At 35.4% G+C, this 18,255-nt stretch carries 16 protein-coding genes, 2 tRNA genes and 1 rRNA gene; 5 read left to right on the forward strand and 14 right to left on the reverse strand.

The features are described 5' to 3' along the window. Positions 1-730: 730 nt before the first annotated feature. A complete protein-coding gene (locus KQI21_RS04705) occupies positions 731-1,039 on the reverse strand; it encodes a helix-turn-helix domain-containing protein (protein ID WP_216482877.1) in 309 nt (102 codons plus the stop codon). 164 nt (positions 1,040-1,203) lie between these two features. Here KQI21_RS04705 and KQI21_RS04710 point away from each other — a divergent pair, with 164 nt between their 5' ends. Together KQI21_RS04710 and KQI21_RS04715 are read left to right on the forward strand one after the other, a co-directional pair. Then, complete coding sequence (locus KQI21_RS04710) at positions 1,204-1,800, forward strand: helix-turn-helix domain-containing protein (protein ID WP_216482878.1); 597 nt, start codon at positions 1,204-1,206, stop codon at positions 1,798-1,800. A gap of 9 nt (positions 1,801-1,809) precedes the next feature. Then, complete coding sequence (locus KQI21_RS04715; RefSeq protein WP_309245502.1) at positions 1,810-3,024, forward strand: site-specific integrase; 1,215 nt, start codon at positions 1,810-1,812, stop codon at positions 3,022-3,024. A gap of 41 nt (positions 3,025-3,065) precedes the next feature. Here the strand turns inward: KQI21_RS04715 and groL are convergent, their stop codons facing one another. After that, complete coding sequence (gene groL / locus KQI21_RS04720; protein ID WP_216482879.1) at positions 3,066-4,703, reverse strand: chaperonin GroEL; 1,638 nt, start codon at positions 4,701-4,703, stop codon at positions 3,066-3,068. Positions 4,704-4,759: 56 nt separating this feature from the next. Next, the gene (groES, locus tag KQI21_RS04725) at positions 4,760-5,044 is read right to left on the reverse strand and encodes a co-chaperone GroES (protein WP_216482880.1); all 285 of its coding nucleotides are present in this window, start codon (positions 5,042-5,044) and stop codon (positions 4,760-4,762) included. A gap of 857 nt (positions 5,045-5,901) precedes the next feature. On the opposite strand from groES, the gene KQI21_RS04730 reads away from it, so the two are divergent. Then, the gene (locus KQI21_RS04730; RefSeq protein WP_216482881.1) at positions 5,902-6,606 is read left to right on the forward strand and encodes a CPBP family intramembrane glutamic endopeptidase; all 705 of its coding nucleotides are present in this window, start codon (positions 5,902-5,904) and stop codon (positions 6,604-6,606) included. A 385-nt stretch (positions 6,607-6,991) separates the two neighbouring features. Further along, positions 6,992-7,192 carry a YdiK family protein gene (locus KQI21_RS04735; RefSeq protein ID WP_216482882.1) on the forward strand — a complete coding sequence of 67 codons (201 nt, stop codon included), beginning with the start codon at positions 6,992-6,994 and terminating at the stop codon, positions 7,190-7,192. 605 nt (positions 7,193-7,797) lie between these two features. Here the strand turns inward: KQI21_RS04735 and KQI21_RS04740 are convergent. Then, entirely contained in the window at positions 7,798-8,451 is a 654-nt protein-coding gene (locus KQI21_RS04740) for a redox-sensing transcriptional repressor Rex (RefSeq protein WP_216482890.1), read from the reverse strand. 654 nt (positions 8,452-9,105) lie between these two features. On the opposite strand from KQI21_RS04740, the gene KQI21_RS04745 reads away from it, so the two are divergent. After that, positions 9,106-11,037, forward strand: coding sequence for an ABC-F family ATP-binding cassette domain-containing protein (locus tag KQI21_RS04745; RefSeq protein WP_216482883.1), 1,932 nt, complete (start codon positions 9,106-9,108; stop codon positions 11,035-11,037). A gap of 376 nt (positions 11,038-11,413) precedes the next feature. On the opposite strand, the gene KQI21_RS04750 is transcribed toward KQI21_RS04745, so the two are convergent. From KQI21_RS04750 to rrf, 10 genes are all read right to left on the reverse strand, one after another. Next, positions 11,414-12,589: an FtsW/RodA/SpoVE family cell cycle protein gene (locus KQI21_RS04750; RefSeq protein ID WP_216482884.1), complete on the reverse strand. Its 1,176-nt coding sequence runs from the start codon at positions 12,587-12,589 to the stop codon at positions 11,414-11,416. A 205-nt stretch (positions 12,590-12,794) separates the two neighbouring features. Continuing rightward, a complete protein-coding gene (tsaD, locus tag KQI21_RS04755) occupies positions 12,795-13,805 on the reverse strand; it encodes a tRNA (adenosine(37)-N6)-threonylcarbamoyltransferase complex transferase subunit TsaD (protein ID WP_216482891.1) in 1,011 nt (336 codons plus the stop codon). After that, positions 13,802-14,251: a ribosomal protein S18-alanine N-acetyltransferase gene (rimI, locus tag KQI21_RS04760; protein WP_216482885.1), complete on the reverse strand. Its 450-nt coding sequence runs from the start codon at positions 14,249-14,251 to the stop codon at positions 13,802-13,804. The genes tsaD and rimI overlap by 4 nt, the downstream gene beginning before the upstream one ends. Continuing rightward, positions 14,244-14,951, reverse strand: coding sequence for a tRNA (adenosine(37)-N6)-threonylcarbamoyltransferase complex dimerization subunit type 1 TsaB (tsaB, locus tag KQI21_RS04765; protein WP_216482886.1), 708 nt, complete (start codon positions 14,949-14,951; stop codon positions 14,244-14,246). Before tsaB ends, rimI begins: the two co-directional genes overlap by 8 nt. Before the next feature lie 22 nt (positions 14,952-14,973). Beyond that, positions 14,974-15,429 (reverse strand): tRNA (adenosine(37)-N6)-threonylcarbamoyltransferase complex ATPase subunit type 1 TsaE, encoded by a 456-nt coding sequence (gene tsaE, locus KQI21_RS04770; RefSeq protein ID WP_216482887.1) that lies wholly within the window; start codon positions 15,427-15,429, stop codon positions 14,974-14,976. A 10-nt stretch (positions 15,430-15,439) separates the two neighbouring features. Then, positions 15,440-16,399 (reverse strand): thiamine-phosphate kinase, encoded by a 960-nt coding sequence (gene thiL / locus KQI21_RS04775; protein WP_216482888.1) that lies wholly within the window; start codon positions 16,397-16,399, stop codon positions 15,440-15,442. A gap of 374 nt (positions 16,400-16,773) precedes the next feature. After that, positions 16,774-16,983 carry a hypothetical protein gene (locus KQI21_RS04780; protein WP_216482889.1) on the reverse strand — a complete coding sequence of 70 codons (210 nt, stop codon included), beginning with the start codon at positions 16,981-16,983 and terminating at the stop codon, positions 16,774-16,776. A 510-nt stretch (positions 16,984-17,493) separates the two neighbouring features. Continuing rightward, positions 17,494-17,570 (reverse strand) — tRNA-Asp (locus KQI21_RS04785). Positions 17,571-17,790: 220 nt separating this feature from the next. Beyond that, positions 17,791-17,867, reverse strand: a tRNA-Met gene (locus KQI21_RS04790). Positions 17,868-17,984: 117 nt separating this feature from the next. Next, positions 17,985-18,100 (reverse strand): 5S ribosomal RNA (gene rrf / locus KQI21_RS04795). Positions 18,101-18,255: the final 155 nt, after the last annotated feature.

Genomic DNA, 18,255 nt, shown 5'->3' on the forward strand with positions numbered 1-18,255 from the left:
GGTGTCCTTTTTTGTTTTATTAAAACAAAAATATTTATGCCAAAAAACAAACGTGATACCTACACCTTTTCACGATGGTGAGTATCACGTTTATTTTTTACTGGGGTTTTGTCCCAGCCCCTTCATTTTGAGGTGCATATTAATTAGGTGACAGACCAACTGACGTATGAAAACATACGTCAGTTTTGTTGACAACCATGCAGTTCTTTCTTGCCAGTTATGTCCTAGCTGTTAAATATGCGCAGTTCCTCGAAAAAATAATACTTTTCAATGAGTTCCTGATACGTGCCGTAATCAGTGAAGTTAAAATCAGCCTTTTTATCGTAGCATTTACCGTGAATCACCGACTTGTATTCGTCCAGGACCGCAATATATTTCTTCAGATAATAGCGATGACAGACTGGGCAGCGCAACCGGTTAATGCTGTTAGCAACGTACATATTATTCCCTTCGCTTTACACCTACTTGGCATCTCTCCAGGAAGTTTCTACAGTAATTATAACGAATTAAGTCTTTAGACCTGGTTAAGTTTTTGTAAAATTTGCAAGGCTCAACCCTGTTGAGAACTGAGGTACACGACGAGCGCCTTTAAGACCGCATTTCTTACGTTCATTAATTGCCTTCACATAGACCTTATCACTGGTTCATAATCTTCTTTCGAAACCATTCCTTGATATAGATTTATTGTGGCTTGCATAACTTTTAGTTAATTGATAGAAGGGTCCATTATTTATATCCTCGCTTGTAACTTTGTAAAGAATTTTAAATCATTGTTTGTGGCTGTCATGTTGGCTGTCATATCATCCAGGAATTGGTCCACTTCTTCCTTTTTAAATAGATACTTACTCCCTACCTTGTAATAACGTAAACCGTTTTTGATAAGTCTGTCCTCAATTACTGGCTTACTAATGTTTAGGTATTCGGCTAATTCTTGATACGTCATGAAATATTTTAATGAAGCTAATTCCTTCACTTTTTCATTAATGGCTTTTTCAAGCATGGTATTTACTGTTTCTTCATCAATTTGAACGTTGAGCATTTTTTCTCCTCCATTCGTACATGTGTATGCTTGGAAATACTCATTATAACATGTACTTAAATTAAAACATGTACTAAAATATTTGTCAATGTTTTATCTGTTGGTACATGTTCTATAATTGTGATATTATATAAATAAATAAAAAAGAAGGTGACGGATAATCCATGAAATATCCTGTTATAAGTAAATTGATTAAAAAACAAAGGGAAATTAAAGACATGACCCTGAATGAATTGGAGAATGCAATAGGTGTTACTGCTAGTTATCTTAGTCAAGTAGAAAATGGGAATAAATTACCTTCAGAAAAGGTTTTATTTTCAATCGCATATTATTTAGATATTGGTTCTGTTAAAAACAACTATCAAGAAAAATTAATAACCGAATATGCCAATATAAAAGGATTAAATGAAAATGAATTATGGAATGATTTCCAAAGATTCCGAGCTAATTTAATACGAGAAGTAGAATATTCATTAAATAATTCAATAGATACTGTTAACAAAAATAAATTTAAATTAAAAAAAGGTACATTAAAAGCTGAACCCATTGAGGAACCCTATTTTGATCTAAAATGGTTACTAACTCAAAAGGAATATGAGGTTTTTTATGGTCGTGATTACAATATAAATCCAGGGGAGAAGTCAATATTAGATAAACTTTTTTTTCATAGATTACGTGATGAAGATATAAAAATTATTCATGGAATCATTGAGGCCTATATCTCGAATAAGTATGAAAAAAATAATAAAGCAGGTGAATAAATGGCATAGATCTATAAGCGTGGCAAAAAATGGGCCTACCGTTGCTATGCAGGAAAAGACCCTATTACTGGAAAAGACAACACACCGATAAGCAAATCAGGATTCCGAACAAAGAAAGATGCTCAAATGGCTGCCGCTTTGGTCGAAAGACAATTTCATAATAATGAATTTATTGAACCTTCCAAGATAACATTCAATGCCTTGTGTGATGATTGGGAAAAACATTATATTTCTTCAATGAAGGCAAAGGAAAGTAGCTTAAGGGCTAGAAAGATAGCATTAAAAAATATTAAGAATGAGTTTGGCGACATTGCTATACAAAAAATATCAAAGAAAGCTTACCAGGATGCAATAGATAAGCTGGCTAACAAATTTAGTACAAACTATGTATCAAGTATTCATTCATCCGCTAATATGGTATTTTCGTATGCAAAAGAAAATAAACTCATTAAAGATATACCAACGAATGATATTAAGCTGCCTAAGAAAAAGAAAACTGTTTCTGATCTCGAAAAAGGTGATTCCATAAAAGAGAAGTTTCTCGAAAAAGAAGAATTAGAGGAATTTCTAACCGTTGCTAAAAATGAAGGCTTAGAAGGCGATCTACTTACTTTCACATTGCTTGGGTATACTGGCTTAAGAGTTGGTGAAATGGTGGCGTTAAAATGGTCTGATATTGACTTTGATAACCAAACACTAACGGTGTATAGAACATATTACAATCCAACAAATAACAAGATTAAATACACGCTGCAAACACCAAAAACAGAAACATCTCACCGTACCATTACGATAGATAAAATAGTAATCGACTTGCTGCAATTGCATAAACAAGAACAAGATATAATTAAGAACGATAACAAGCCATTTTATAAAGACAATGATTTCATTTTTGCAACAAATGAAGGTTATCCGAAAACAATAAAAGCTATCTCTATTAGGTTGCAGCGATTGATAAAGAAAACTAAGATTAAAAAAGATATTACACCACATTCATTTAGGCATACTCACACATCTTTACTTATTGAAGCTAACGTTCACATAAAAGAAATACAAGAACGGCTCGGTCATTCAGATATTAATACAACTATGGATATATACGCACATATGACTAAGAACATAAAAAAAGAGGCTTCCACTAAGTTTGGTAACTTAATGAAAAACCTCTCTGAAATTCTAATTGATACAAAACATGAACAAAAACATGAACATGAACAAACATGAACGCTTAGAAACGCTGTTAATTCAATGTTTGTAGGCGTTTCTTACATCATGCCGCCCATTCCACCCATGCCGCCCATGTCAGGCATTCCGCCGCCAGCAGCTTGGTTTTCTTCAGGTTTATCAGCTACTACTGCTTCTGTAGTTAGGAACATAGCTGCTACAGATGCAGCGTTTTGCAATGCTGAACGAGTAACTTTTGTTGGGTCAACAATACCTGTTTCCACCATGTCTACCCATTCATTTGTAGCTGCATTATATCCAACACCTACTTTTTCACCTTTTAGGCGCTCAACGATAAGTGAACCTTCAAGACCAGCATTTTGTGCAATTTGGCGAACTGGTTCTTCCATAGCACGTAGTACAATATTTGCACCAGTAGCTTCATCACCTTCTAATTGAAGTTCACTTACTTTATGGTAGATATTCATAAATGCAGTACCACCACCGGCAACAATACCTTCTTCTACTGCTGCACGAGTAGCATTTAATGCATCTTCAATACGTAGTTTACGTTCTTTTAATTCTGTTTCAGTTGCTGCACCAACTTTGATTACTGCTACTCCGCCAGCCAATTTAGCTAGACGCTCTTGTAGTTTTTCTTTATCGAAATCAGAAGTAGTTTCTTCAATTTGAGAGCGAATTTGTGCAACACGTCCAGAAATATCTTCAGGTTTTCCTGCACCTTCAACAATTGTTGTATCTTCTTTTGTAACGACTACTTTAGCAGCACGACCTAATTGATCCATTGTAGCACTCTTCAAGTCTAAACCAAGATCTTCTGTAATTACCTGTCCACCGGTAAGTGTAGCAATGTCTTCAAGCATTGCTTTACGACGATCACCAAATCCAGGAGCTTTTACTGCTACTGCATTAAATGTTCCACGAAGTTTGTTGACAACTAATGTTGCTAATGCTTCACCTTCAACATCTTCAGCGATCAATAGAAGTGGTTTACCTTGCTGAACTACTTGTTCTAGTATTGGCAATACTTCTTGGATATTGCTGATCTTTTTATCTGTAATTAGAATATAAGGATCTTCTAGCACTGCTTCCATTTTATCTTGATCCGTTACCATGTATGGAGAAGCGTATCCGCGATCAAACTGCATCCCTTCTACCACTTCAAGCTCTGTATTGAATCCTTTTGACTCTTCAACGGTAATAACTCCATCTTTACCGACACGTTCCATAGCTTCAGAAATTAGATTTCCAACTTCCGCATCATCTGAAGAAACAGCGGCTACTTGGGCAATGGATTCTTTGCTTTCAATTGACTTAGAAATTGCTTTTAATTCTTTAACTGCTACTCCTACAGCTTTTTCAATACCGCGACGAACGCCTACTGGATTTGCTCCAGAAGCAACGTTTTTAAGGCCTTCACTAATCATGGATTGAGCTAATACTGTCGCTGTTGTAGTACCATCCCCAGCAACATCATTTGTTTTGGAAGCAACTTCTGAAACAAGCTGAGCTCCCATATTTTCAAAATGATCTTCTAGCTCAATTTCTTTAGCAATTGTAACACCATCATTTGTAATTAATGGCGAACCAAATTTTTTTTCTAATACAACGTTACGTCCCTTTGGTCCTAATGTTACTTTTACAGCATCCGCTAATGTATCAACACCACGTAGCATTGCTCTGCGTGCTTCTTCACTAAATTTAATTTCTTTAGCCATCGATATATATCCTCCTTCAATTATTTGTTTAAGTTAAGTATTTTTGTGTATCTAGATTAGCTTACTACAGCCAAGATGTCGTTTTCACGAAGAATTAAGTACTCTTTGCCTTCGTATTTTACTTCTGTGCCAGCAAATTTAGAGAAAATGATACGATCTCCTTCTTTTACTTCCAAGGCAACTTTTTCTCCATTTTCTGTTACACGACCAGAACCGACTGCAACAACTTTTCCTTCTTGAGGTTTTTCTTTTGCAGAGTCTGGAAGTACGATACCGCTTGCAGTTTTCTCTTCTTGCTCGACAAGCTCGATAACAACACGATCTCCTAGTGGTTTAATCATGTAGAAAGCCTCCTTAATTCTATTATCATTTTTGTTTTGTTAGCACTCTATTCTGTCGAGTGCTAATTCCACTTAATATGATAAATAATTCTCGAAAAAAATGCAAGCATGAAAGCATATTTTTTTATTAATTTTAAGCGTTTGTTCAAAAAAGAGTTAATCAAGCGTAGGTCGACTAAGATTATAACGTCCTTAAAAAACCGCGATGAATCGCTGCTTTTAGATTACGTATCCTCTCACATCGCCTTTAAAATAATAAAGCCATTAGAGGAGGAATAATCGGCACCTACATAAAAGATTATAAATTCTACTTGAGTTGCCTTAACGTTAGCACTAAAGTTTGCTCCAGTCTAGTCCAGTCTAACGTAAGATGAAAATCGATATCTATTTTTGGCGAACTGTTAAACATCCTCTTTAAAAAATCTACTGATAAAATCATTCTATTATATGACATTAAGTATTTATGATAAAATAAAATGTGCAAATTCATTTTATCGTTAATAGACTAATTTATTCAAACATAAACTATTGGGGGATGCTATGAATGTGCACCCAACAAATTCAGCCCGATTAAGATGTGTTTTAATAAAACTCTTATTACAATCGTTTTTAAACTTACTGTAATCAAAAACTGCACATATCTTTATTACATTAAAACTTATCTGTTTAAATATTTTTGCTACGATTTTATCGCCTTTATCTTAGAACAAATTTGTATAATGATAACCTAGAGAAAACTTGGGGAGTCTAAGACCGAAGCATATATGTGAAAACATATAATTTTTACAACGTTGAAATCAATCTACACAAAAATTTTTATACTTTCAGAACGTATAGGAAAAAGGAGTCGTTTTATTTTGCCAAAAAGATATTGGTGGGTCATTATCAGTTACATCCTCATGCAATTTTCCGGGGTTGTTTTCGCCCCGATATTGTATAATTTATTTCCAATCACTAAAGTGGAAGCTGTAAGCTATTGGTCCATAATTAGTTTTATATTAGGGGTTATTATTGTACTGCTCTTGATGAAACCTGATATTAAGCAAGGTCTTCATCAGCGTGACCGTACTTCTAAAACGCAGTTGATTCTCTGGACAATTTTAGGGGTGTTTATGGCTTTCTTCGCTCAATTCTTAGCCAATTTCATTCAAATAATGGTGTTTGGAGTTAAACCTGGGTCGGAAAACACCCAAGCCATTATGAACATTACAAGAGCGACACCACTATTTATGATTATTCCAATTTTTGCAGCGCCAATATTGGAAGAAGTTATTTTTCGAAAAATCATCTTTGGTACATTATATAAGCGAACAAATTTCTTAATTGCAGCAATCTTATCAGCAGTGATTTTTGGCTTTATCCACGGTGAACCTCAACATATTTTGGTATATGGCTCTATGGGCTTAGTATTCGCTTATCTATACGTAGAGACAAAACGTATAATAGTGCCGATTATTGCTCACATGGCTATGAACGCTTTTGTTGTTATCGCACAATACAATATGGATCCTGCAGAAATTGAACGACAATTAAATGAGCTGCAAAACATCCTACATTTATAAAACGATTATATATACATTTTTTTAAGTATTTCTACTAAAGCTCCGACAGTTACCGATTAAACGGTTCTTTATTTATTAAGCTATATGTTGATAAACAAAGATGAAAAGGTGTAGTTGTTCTTACTAAATATAAATTAGGCACCTTTTTTATCCACTAGCACTCAATATTTTAGAAAAACTTGGCTTATCGCCAAGTCTTTATGGCGAAAGTTATAGTTTTTCTTATACTATAAACCATAAAGTTTTATACTTTCCTATAGTGTAAGAAACAGCCGGATTCTTTAAACACGAACAATATGGTTAAACCTATTGTCATGTTTTTTTATCAGGAAAGGGTTATGACAAAATCATATAGATAAATGTTTTTATTTTTGGAGGCTTTAACATGAAAATTTCACCCAAAACAATGGGGATTATTTATTTTATAATGGGTATATTCTTTACCTATATTGCTATTTTAAGTGTAGAAGAAACAGTTTGGAATATCACAACCATTGTGTTAGCAATTTTTGCGACGCTTGAGATAAGAGTCAGTATTCGTTTGTTATCCATTCATTTTCGCTATAAAAATAAGAAGAAGGAATAGCGGTTAACACCGCTATTCCTTCTTCTTATTTATTTCTATATTTACTACAAGGAAAATCAATTCGTGTGTAGTAAAAACAAAAGTGAAAGCATACGGTTAGCAACGTACAAACGGCAGATTTTCTAAAATAGATATAAAGTGAAACTTCATTTCTTGGAATGCTTTTCCCAAGAAATGTTAGTTGAACGAATCGGGGATTTAGGACCCGTTTTTCTCATCATATTTGCAACGTCATAGCTCATTTTGGATATGAGAAAAATACGGAGCCTTACATCCGGGATAAAGTGAAACTTCATTTCTTGGAATGCTTTTCCCAAGAAATGTTAGTACCACAAGGGTATGACCTAAAGGCCCTTGAACGAATCGGGCATTTAGATTTAGGTGCCGTTTTCTACCACTTAGACCCTTTTGTACCGACTCAGGCTCTTTGAAGTGGGAGTCTTACGGCACCTTACATGCGGGATAAATTCCTAGATAATAAAACCCATTATACCGACTAATAACTGCATATCTATTTAACATGACTATTCTGTTTATCGACAACCTAATTTCAGTTATACGTTAACCTAATTAGATTTTTCCCATTATCTGATGAATAAATAACTTTACTTTGCTTCCTCATCTTCTTCTGTCACTAATGGATAATGCTTTAAGAAATAAACAAGTGCTTGTAGCTCTACTGCTAAATCAATATGGTGAACACGAATATGCTTAGGCACCGTAATTCGTGCAGGAGTAAAATTCAAAATACCCTCAATACCATGTTCTACTAAACGTTCAGTCATTCCTTGGGCTTCACTTGCTGGGATCGTAAGAATGGCAACATGAATATCTCCTAATTCATGCTCTAATTCATCGATATGGTATACAGGAACATCACTAATCGTCTTGCCAACTTTTTCAGGGGCACTATCAAAAGCCATTTTGATCTTAATATTATTATTTTTCATGAAGTTATAATGTAAAAAAGCAGTACCCAAATTACCAACACCAATCAAGGCTACTTCCGTTACTTCATCCTGATCTAGGGTTTTACGAAAAAATTCAAGTAAGTATTCTACGTTATATCCATAGCCTTTTTTTCCCAATGCACCGAAATAAGAGAAGTCTCTCCGGATTGTAGCCGAATCAACTTTTACTGCATCACTGAGCTCCTTAGAAGACACACGCTTCTTTCCTTGGTGATTTAAATTATTAATAAATCGATAATACAGGGGCAATCGTTTTGCAGTTGCTTGAGGTATTTTGTTTTGTTCCATCATTCTTTTTCTTCTCCTTTTCGTTAGATTTGTATAATCTTTCACTACAAAGCATCTTCATATAAATGTAAAAGAAACTATCTTTTAGTAATTACTCTATTATGTATCGCTTACATAATAACGTAATTCTTATAAAAACTAAATTTCTTACTTAAAACAGGACGGTCTATTCTGAGTCAGCTTTTACATACACTTTTGCTTGTGTTCCGCATGCTAAAGAGTAAATATACGAAATGAATCTTCATTCATTTTAAGCATGCACGCTTAATAAAGCATTTGGTATACAAGAAGTTTTAACCCCCTCTAGTAATAGAATACCATAATTGCTCACTCTATTTGTTCTCTATTTAAGTTAAGCAATTTTTTACAATAGAAGTCTCTTTCGATATTACCATGAAAGCATCTTTTGTTAATTGAAACTGACGTGATCAAGCTCCACCTGCATCACGCTTTGGTAATTTTGTTCTTCATTCTACTTTCTGCTTTATCATTTATAAGATAAAAAAATCCCATAAAATAAAGTTTGAGTCATAACTACTAGATCCATATTTCTATTCTAGCAGAAAACTGGAAATAAGTCGTGACCTAGTTCACAATTATATTGATTATATTTAGTAAAGTAAGATACACTAGGGGAGATGAGGTGAAAATTATATGATATTAATGCAAATAAATGGGCTTTATAAATCTTTTGGTGCTGATAAAGTTTTATCAAATATAAAACTAGAAGTAAAAAACAATGACCGAATTGCAATTGTAGGCAGAAACGGTTCTGGTAAATCAACATTGCTGAAAATCATGGCTGGAGAATTGAGCTATGATCAAGGCGAATTAATCATGCCAAAAGATTTAACAATTGGTTATTTATCACAGCACGTAGCGATAGAATCGGAAAAAACTATTTGGCTAGAGATGCTTGATGTATTTTCTGAATTACGTAAGCAAGAAACTGAACTAAGGAAGCTGGAAAAGCAAATGCAACAAGCTGGAAACCAAACAGAAGAAGCCTATCAAAAATTATTACATGAATATGATCATCTTCAACATACATTTGAGCAAAATGGTGGTTATACTTATGAAGCAGAAATAAAATCTGTGTTAACAGGGTTGGCATTTGATCAGTTTGATTATGAAACTCCAATCCAGACATTAAGTGGTGGACAGAAAACACGTCTTTCGCTAGGAAAACTGCTGCTGAAAAAGCCGAAATTACTCATTTTGGACGAGCCAACGAACCATTTAGATATTGAGACATTAAACTGGCTGGAAAACTACTTAATTAGTTACCCTGGTGCCGTTGTAGTGGTATCACATGATCGTTATTTTCTGGATAAAACCGTATCCATCGTTTATGAAATAGCACACCACCAAACAAAGCGCTATATTGGTACGTATAGCAAATACTTAGAACAGAAGGCGCTTGATTTTGAAAGAGAATTAAAAGAATATGAAAAACAACAGACAGAAATTAAAAAAATGGAAGAATTTATTCAACGAAATATTGTGCGCGCTTCTACCACAAAGCGTGCTCAAAGTAGACGTAAACAGCTAGAAAAAATGGAGAAGCTGGAACGTCCCCCTGGAGATGAGGCCTCTGCTGCTTTTTCATTTCAAATTAATCGGCGTAGTGGAAATGATGTGCTGAAAGTAAACGAGCTTGCCTTTTGCTACCCGGGTGAACAGGAATACTTATTTCAACACGTCCATTTTCATATTAATCGAGGCGAGCGAATTGCTCTTGTTGGACCAAACGGGGTAGGAAAGACGACACTTTTAAAAATAATTATTGGTAAGCTCAAAGCTAGTCAAGGCATTGTTCAGCTAGGTACAAACGTTCAAATCGGTTATTATGATCAAGAACAGGCAGACTTACATTCCACCAAGACAGTGCTGATGGAACTATGGGATGATTACCCGACGATGAACGAAAAAGATATCCGTACTGTATTGGGAAACTTTCTTTTTTCAGGGGATGATGTGTTAAAGCCTGTGCAAGCACTAAGTGGTGGGGAAAAGGCACGATTGGCATTAGCTAAATTAATGTTGCAAAAAGCAAATCTATTGATCTTAGACGAACCAACAAACCATTTAGATATTGATAGTAAGGAAGTGCTGGAAGCGGCATTAATGGATTTTCCGGGAAGTATATTATTTGTTTCTCATGACCGATACTTCATCAATAAAATTGCTGACCAAGTTGCAGAATTACAAAAATATAAAACCACTGTCTATTTGGGAAACTATGATTATTATTTAGAAAAAAAAGCGGAAGAAGCAGAAATAAAACGTCTGGAGAAGACACAGCAACAAATTGTACTAAAAGAAAAACCTGTAAAAGAAACGAAGCGTAACTATGAGCGAGATAAACAAATTCAACGAGAACAACGAAAAAAAAGAAGACGAATTGCCGCACTGGAAGAAAAAATTGAAACACTTGAAATGGAAATTAAACAATTAGAAAAGAGCATGGAAAGTCCTGAAATTTATCAAGATCATGAAAAAGCATTGGAGTTATCCAATGAGATGAACAAGCGAAAGCAAACGGTAGAACAGCTCATGGAGGAATGGGCTGAACTGCAAGAGTAATTAAAAATTTTCTATAATGAAATAAAGCAGGATTGATGTTATCCAAATTGTACCACATTTAGATATCTACGCCTGTATTGTTCTATTTGACTAAATAATTTATAGTTTTAAATAATGACATTTACGTTAGACACACCTATTAAATCTCCATTCATATTCTATTTTAATCAAAGTATAGTTACTTTAGGCCTTGTTTTCAGCATATCTACTATTCTGCCATTTTTAAACTTATTTCCAGTCCGAAGTACGATAGCTTAGGGCTAGCTCCACATTCGTCATAAAAATGCTCCCATATAAGTAAGCAAGCTACTTTATAACCTGCTTACCTAAAAGGGAGCATTACTTTTTCACTTTTCCTAATCTATCTAGACAAGGTTTACTTAAATAAATAGTCATTTTGTATCGAGTTTTCAACAGCAATTCGATATATGATTCCTAAGCCTAGCATCGTGGACAACACCGAACTTCCGCCATAACTTATTAACAATAATGGAATTCCTGTAACCGGCATAATTCCAATTGCCATTCCGATATTTTGAAATACATGAATAAGCATTAAGCTCATATAACCAAAACAAACATACGCCGCAAAAGTTGAGTGCTTATAAATGGATAAACCAAGCATGACTAGTTTATACAAAAGTATAAAATAAAGAAAAACAACAAAAGCACTACCAACAAATCCAAAGCTTTCCCCAATAATGGAAAAGATAAAATCGGTTTGAGCTTCCGGAAAGGAAACTTGCTGATTCCCTATTCCTTTCCCAAATAATTGCCCCGAACCTAACGCCATAAAAGCCTGCTCAAAATGCCATTTTGCATCACTGGTTTGCTGTGCTGGATCAAACCAAGTCATAATTCGATCAATTTGATAGGCATTACTTTTACCGACAATTTCCTTTGCTAAATCCGGAAATTTTACGATAAACGTCAGTATTCCTCCGATAAAAGCAGAAATACTTGCAATTAAAGCTGCTAAAATCTTCCAGTTAATACCCGATAAAATAATAACAATCCCTGCTATAAATAAATACACCATTGCAGTCCCAAAATCAGGCTGTTTCATAATTAATAATACAGGTGCAGCAACGATAGCCAAAATTTTTAAAAGCAGCTGAATATCTGATTTTATATGGGTTACTTGAAATTTTTCTTTATGCTTTTGAATGATCGCAGCCATATACATAATCGTTGTTACTTTAGTAAACTCCGATGGTTGTAATGAAAAACCAGGGAGTTGAAACCAACTTTTTGCACCATTCACACGATCAGCAATGCTTGCTGGACTTATTAGTAAAATGGCAAGCACAAGTAAACCAGCTATATAAATATATAAGCTTGCTTTATACAGTTGTTCAATATCTAAATATTGAATGGCCGCAACAATCCCAACCCCCACTATAAACCATACAAGTTGTTTCAGCACAAAATTTTCGCCTTCATATTGATCTAATTGCTGCGCATTATAAATAGATAGTAAGCTTACACAAACAAACAAAATAAATAAGGTAATTAAATCTGTTTGTACATAAAAAGATTGCTTTTTAGTCATTGTTATCACCAAATTTCTAATTACTCTATTTACAACTTATCCACAAACTGAAATTAACATCTAAACTAAGATGAAAGCTTTTTACAGAGTTATGCACATTATCCACAAAAATATCCCGAGTTACCCACAGATGTTATCCACTTTACATATCCTTTTACACTAGGATCTCTCCTGTTATATGAACAGGGCTGTGGATAACTGTGGATTACTTTAATGGCAACGCAGCACGCGCATTTAATCCCAGTGTGGAACGAATTCCTTGTTCAAAAGCAATCGTACCGGCAGCTGCTATCATTGCAGCATTATCTGTACATAAATGCAGTGGCGGTATTTGTAAAGGTATTTCCAATTTAGAAAACTCTCTTTCCATCGCATTACGCAACCCTTTGTTGGCTGCAACACCTCCAGCAACAATGACTTGCTTTACTTTATATTGCTTTGCTGCTTGAACGGTCTTTGTAGTCAATACATCGACAACACTTGCTTGAAAACTTGCTGCAATATCTTCAAACTTCAACTGTTCTCCACGCTGCTTTGCATTGTGAATTTTATTTATGACCGATGATTTTAAACCGCTAAAGCTAAAATCATAACTATCCGCTTCTAGCCAAGCACGGGGAAAATCAATTGTTTCTTTTCCACTTTCAGCTAATCGATCAATTTGTGGGCCACCTGGATATGGCAGATTCAACATCCGAGCTACTTTATCATAAGCCTCTCCAGCTGCATCATCTCTTGTTTCTCCTATTAATTCATACTGACCATGTTCTTTCATCAGAACTAATTCCGTGTGTCCACCAGATACAATAAGTGCAAGTAATGGAAATTGAAACTCTTGCTCTAAACGATTGGCATAAATATGACCCGCAATATGATGAACACCAATTAATGGCTTGTGTTTAGCAAATGCTATTGCTTTTGCCGCATTTACCCCAACCAATAACGCTCCGACAAGCCCTGGTCCTTCTGTTACAGCTATTGCATCAATATCCTCCCAAGTAACAGCTGCTTCCTGCATTGCTTGGTCAAGTACATACGTAATTTGTTCCACATGATGCCGTGATGCGATTTCAGGAACCACACCACCAAATCGTTTATGACTTTCAATTTGTGAAGCTACAACATTAGCTAGAATTTCTTTTCCATTCTTAACAAAGGCAACAGCTGTTTCATCACAGCTTGTTTCAATTCCTAAGATGATAATATCTCTTTTCATAGTATATTCACCCACATGACGATTGCGTCCTCCTGATTATCTGTATAGTAGTTTTTACGAATTCCACCAGGAACAAGGCCAAATTTTTGATAAAGTCTTTGAGCAACTATATTCGACTGGCGAACTTCTAAAGATAAACGACTAATCCCTTTCAACACGGCATATTGCATAATATGACGAAATAATTGCTCCCCTAGTTTTTTCCGGCGGTAGGCTGGTAGTATTGCTATATTGGTAATTTGCGCATCATCAAACACAATCCAAATGCCCGCATAGCCAACAATATTTCCTTCTACTTCAATTACAAAATAATGTGCATGTGGGTTTTTGGAAATTTCCTGGTAAAAGATATCCTTTGTCCATGCTGTATGAAATGATTCTTTTTCTACTTCCAGTACTGCCTCAATATCTTTTATTTCCATTTTCCTAATTACTTTATTAGCCATTTTCATGTTTTCCCTTGTTTTGTTCTCTCCACTTTGCTTCAGCCTCAGCCAGCCGCAAATAATTAGGAGTTAGCGTATGTGTCGGATCAGGTTCTTTTCCTTTAGCTGCAGCTATTAAATGAGACGCACGAGGTAAGTGAAAAGTTTCCTCAGGAATTACAGCCATACCTTCAAGCTTTGTCACTATGCGTTCACGGTGCAACTCCATATCAGGGCTTAAAAACAGAACTGGCTGATTACTGCTTTTAAGCTCATCTAATAAATCATCCATGACAAGATTTGCTTCAGTTCGAACATGCTGCATGGAAAAGTTATGCCATTGGTAACCGCCTGCATAAACAAGTCCACGTCTAGCATCAAAAAAAGGGCAGATAATACCATTAAAAAAGCGCCCTTGATAAGCAAGGACTTCCAAGCTCGATACGCCAATGATTGGAATATTTAAAGCCCACGCCATTGCTTTCGCAGTAGCAAGACCAATCCTTACTCCAGTATATGAACCTGGCCCTTTTGCTACAACGATTAAATCAAGCTGTTCAGGCTTTAATACTAATTCATTCATTAATTGATCAATAGCGGGCATCAATCGTACAGAATGGTTTTTGGGTAAATTGGTTATAATTTCTCCAGCAATCTGTTTATTTTGTTGAATGGCAACACCCAATACTTGATTCGATGTATCGATTGCAAGTATATTCATGTAAATTACTCCTCTATATTTATTAACTTTTTAGTTGATTTATTACTCTGTCAAAATGGGAGCCATGACTAATAAATGTTATCGTCCTCGAATGCTCACCATTAGAAGTAAGATGTACTTCCAGCTTTTCCTCTGGTAAAAAATCAGAAATAAATATTGACCATTCTACAACGGTAACCCCATCGCCATTAAAATATTCTAAAAAACCAATATCTTCATCTGATCCTTCTAAACGATAAACATCCATATGATAAAGCGGAATTTCTCCTTCATATTCTTTAATTATTGTAAACGTTGGACTTGAAACATTACGTTTTACTCCAAGACCTGCGGCTATTCCTTTCGTAAAGGTCGTTTTTCCTGCACCAAGATCACCATCTAATGTAACAACATCTCCTGGCTTTAGCAAGAGTGCTAATTTCTCACCTAGATCTTTTGTCGCTTCTTCGGTATTTGTTGTAATTTGATATGTTGCCAATCCATTTCACCTACTTTAAATGGTTATAGCCTTGCTTTGGTAAAATTTTAACCTTATTATTTTTTTTCAGATAGACACGATTGTTATCCTCGAGAAATACTTCTCCAATCGATGTTAATCTAAGTCCTAATTGGTTAGCGAGTGATACAACGTGTTCCCAATTTTGTTTTGCTACTGTCCCAATTAATTCAAAATCTTCCCCACCAAAATACTTCCACTGATACTGAGAATGCTCTGGAAATTGCCTGTAACTATCTTGCACTGGCACCTTTTCATCATGTATTAATATACTCACATTAGAAGCAGCGGCAATTTCTGCAGCTTCACTTGCTATACCATCACTCACATCATTAAGTGCCACCCGAACATCTTTGGATAAACCCGTCGCAAACTCTACACGAGGTGTTGGCATTCGATGCCTTGCGATATAGTATTGATCCTCCTGATAATTTGTGGGGTTTGTCAAAATATGAAAACCAGCTAGTGAATCACCTAAAGTTCCGGTCACAAATACAATATCTCCGTCTTTTGCATCACTTCGATAACGAACCCTTTTTTTCGCATACCCAATTACTGTTACAGATATTGTCATTTCTTTTCCAGAGACCGTGTCACCGCCAATTAAATCCATTTTATAATAGGAGGCAATTTTTTTCATACCATTAAAAATATCGGCAACTTCCGAATACGTCCACGACCTTGGGATAACAATGGAAACCAAATAAAAAGCAGGTATGGAACCCATAGCAGCTAAATCACTTATATTTGCAGCTAGAATTCGGTATCCTATATAAAAAGCACTCATCGTACTTTTCTTGAAGTGTACATCTTCTACAAAAGTGTCTACAGCAGTAACAATATCGGCATTCGATTGTCGAAATACAGCAGCGTCGTCACCAATCCCCTTAACTAATGAAGATTGTCTATAATATTGCTGTTTAATTGAATTAATAAAGGTGAACTCATCCATTTATCTATCACCATTTTCATTTTCTAACTATATTTAATGATAGCAAAAATTGTTGTAAAAAGAAAAAGGAAATACTGGATTTGGAAGAAAAGATACTTAAATGATTTTTATCTGTTGAAGATTATATACCTGAATGGAAAGAACAAAAGCTAGAAGCGCCTTGGTCAGCCCTGACAAGTGCTGGATACCTCGACGGGGAGGCTAGCCACTCCACAGAAGGAATCAAGCGAACTTGAGGGCTAGGAGCTGGATGTGGATAAATTATCATACAAAATTAACCACAATAACTAAAATTTATAGTTTTTTAATCAAAAACAAAAGCTAGAAACGCTCGGATAGTAATGTACAAACTGAAGAGCTTCTGACAAGACGAATTAAAGAAGAATGCTTTTTCTGCGTGCGATGTATCGCTGTCGAAGCTTTCCTTGTCCTGAAATAAACCGCGATGTATCGCTGTCGTAGTTCCTTTTTGTCCTTAAAAAAGAAAAACACTTTTTCTGCGTGCGCTGCAATGCTACAGTTTTCCTTGTCCTTGAAAAACCGCGATGTGCCGCTGCCGTAGCAACTCTGTCCTGTTGTCCCAACTGAATTGGGAACTTATATACCGTTATCTTCCACTTAGATTCCTTCGTATTCTCTATAACTCTTGAAGTGGAGTCTTATGGTCTTAGATGCAGGATAAAGAAATCATGCCCCTGCAACAGGGGTATGCCGAAGTTGGGTGGCAAGCCCACTTTTAGTCAGCATTCCTTTAGATTCGAACCAATGTTGATTTATCGTAGAAGAAGATCAAAGTTTGCTAAAGCTTGAATACGTACTCTAAATGATCAAATAAGATATCTACCATGTAGAAGCGGATATCGTTTACCACAAATGAAAAAGCATACGTAGGGAGGTTAATATCCATTAATGATTATAATGGAGCCGATCTAGCTCTTATTGCCCTTATTAGCAGTATACTTACCCACCTAGTCTAATTTAACGATAGCATCTGAAGTAGGAAGTTTTACTACCAGTAATATGGGATTAATTTAAACATATAAAAAACACACGATTTTCAAACATAAAATCCTGTGTATACAAATACTATGAAATGGCGGTCCGGACGGGACTCGAACCCGCGACCTCCTGCGTGACAGGCAGGCATTCTAACCAACTGAACTACCGGACCAAGGCTATATTAATCCCAATTTTCCGCTGATCAGTTGATCTGCCTTGGGTAAGAAGTAAATAAATATGTATTATATTAAAAAGTTATATAGAGGATATTCGAACCAAATTATAAAATACATGCACTAAAAAGTCATTGTTTCAAAAATACCTTTTTAGTTTTTTCGAAATAAACTAGATTTTAATAAGTGAGGTTATTCTATGTAGGTAATAAATAAGATTGGTTGCGGGGACAGGATTTGAACCTGCGACCTTTGGGTTATGAGCCCAACGAGCTACCAGACTGCTCCACCCCGCGGTATGATAAAAATAAGGTTAATATTACTTGAAGATCCCCTACAACTTTTAGCTTAATCAAGATATTTTATAGTTTAAGGGTATTGACAATTTATCGCTATATATAGAGAAAAATATCGCCTGGCAACGTCCTACTCTTGCAGGGGCAAAGCCCCAACTACCATCAGCGCTGGAGAACTTAACTTCTGTGTTCGGTATGGAAACAGGTGTGACCTCTCCGCTATTACTACCAGACATTGTGATTTTATTATTCGTAATAAAAAAGATTTTATACCTTAAAAACTAAATAAGAGATCATTCAACGACTATCTTCCCATTTTGATTTAGTTAAGTCCTCGATCGATTAGTATTCGTCAGCTTCACGTGTCACCACGCTTCTACCTCGAACC

Source organism: Virgibacillus proomii (assembly GCF_018916875.1).
Classification (GTDB): Bacteria; Bacillota; Bacilli; order Bacillales; family Amphibacillaceae; genus Virgibacillus; species Virgibacillus proomii_B.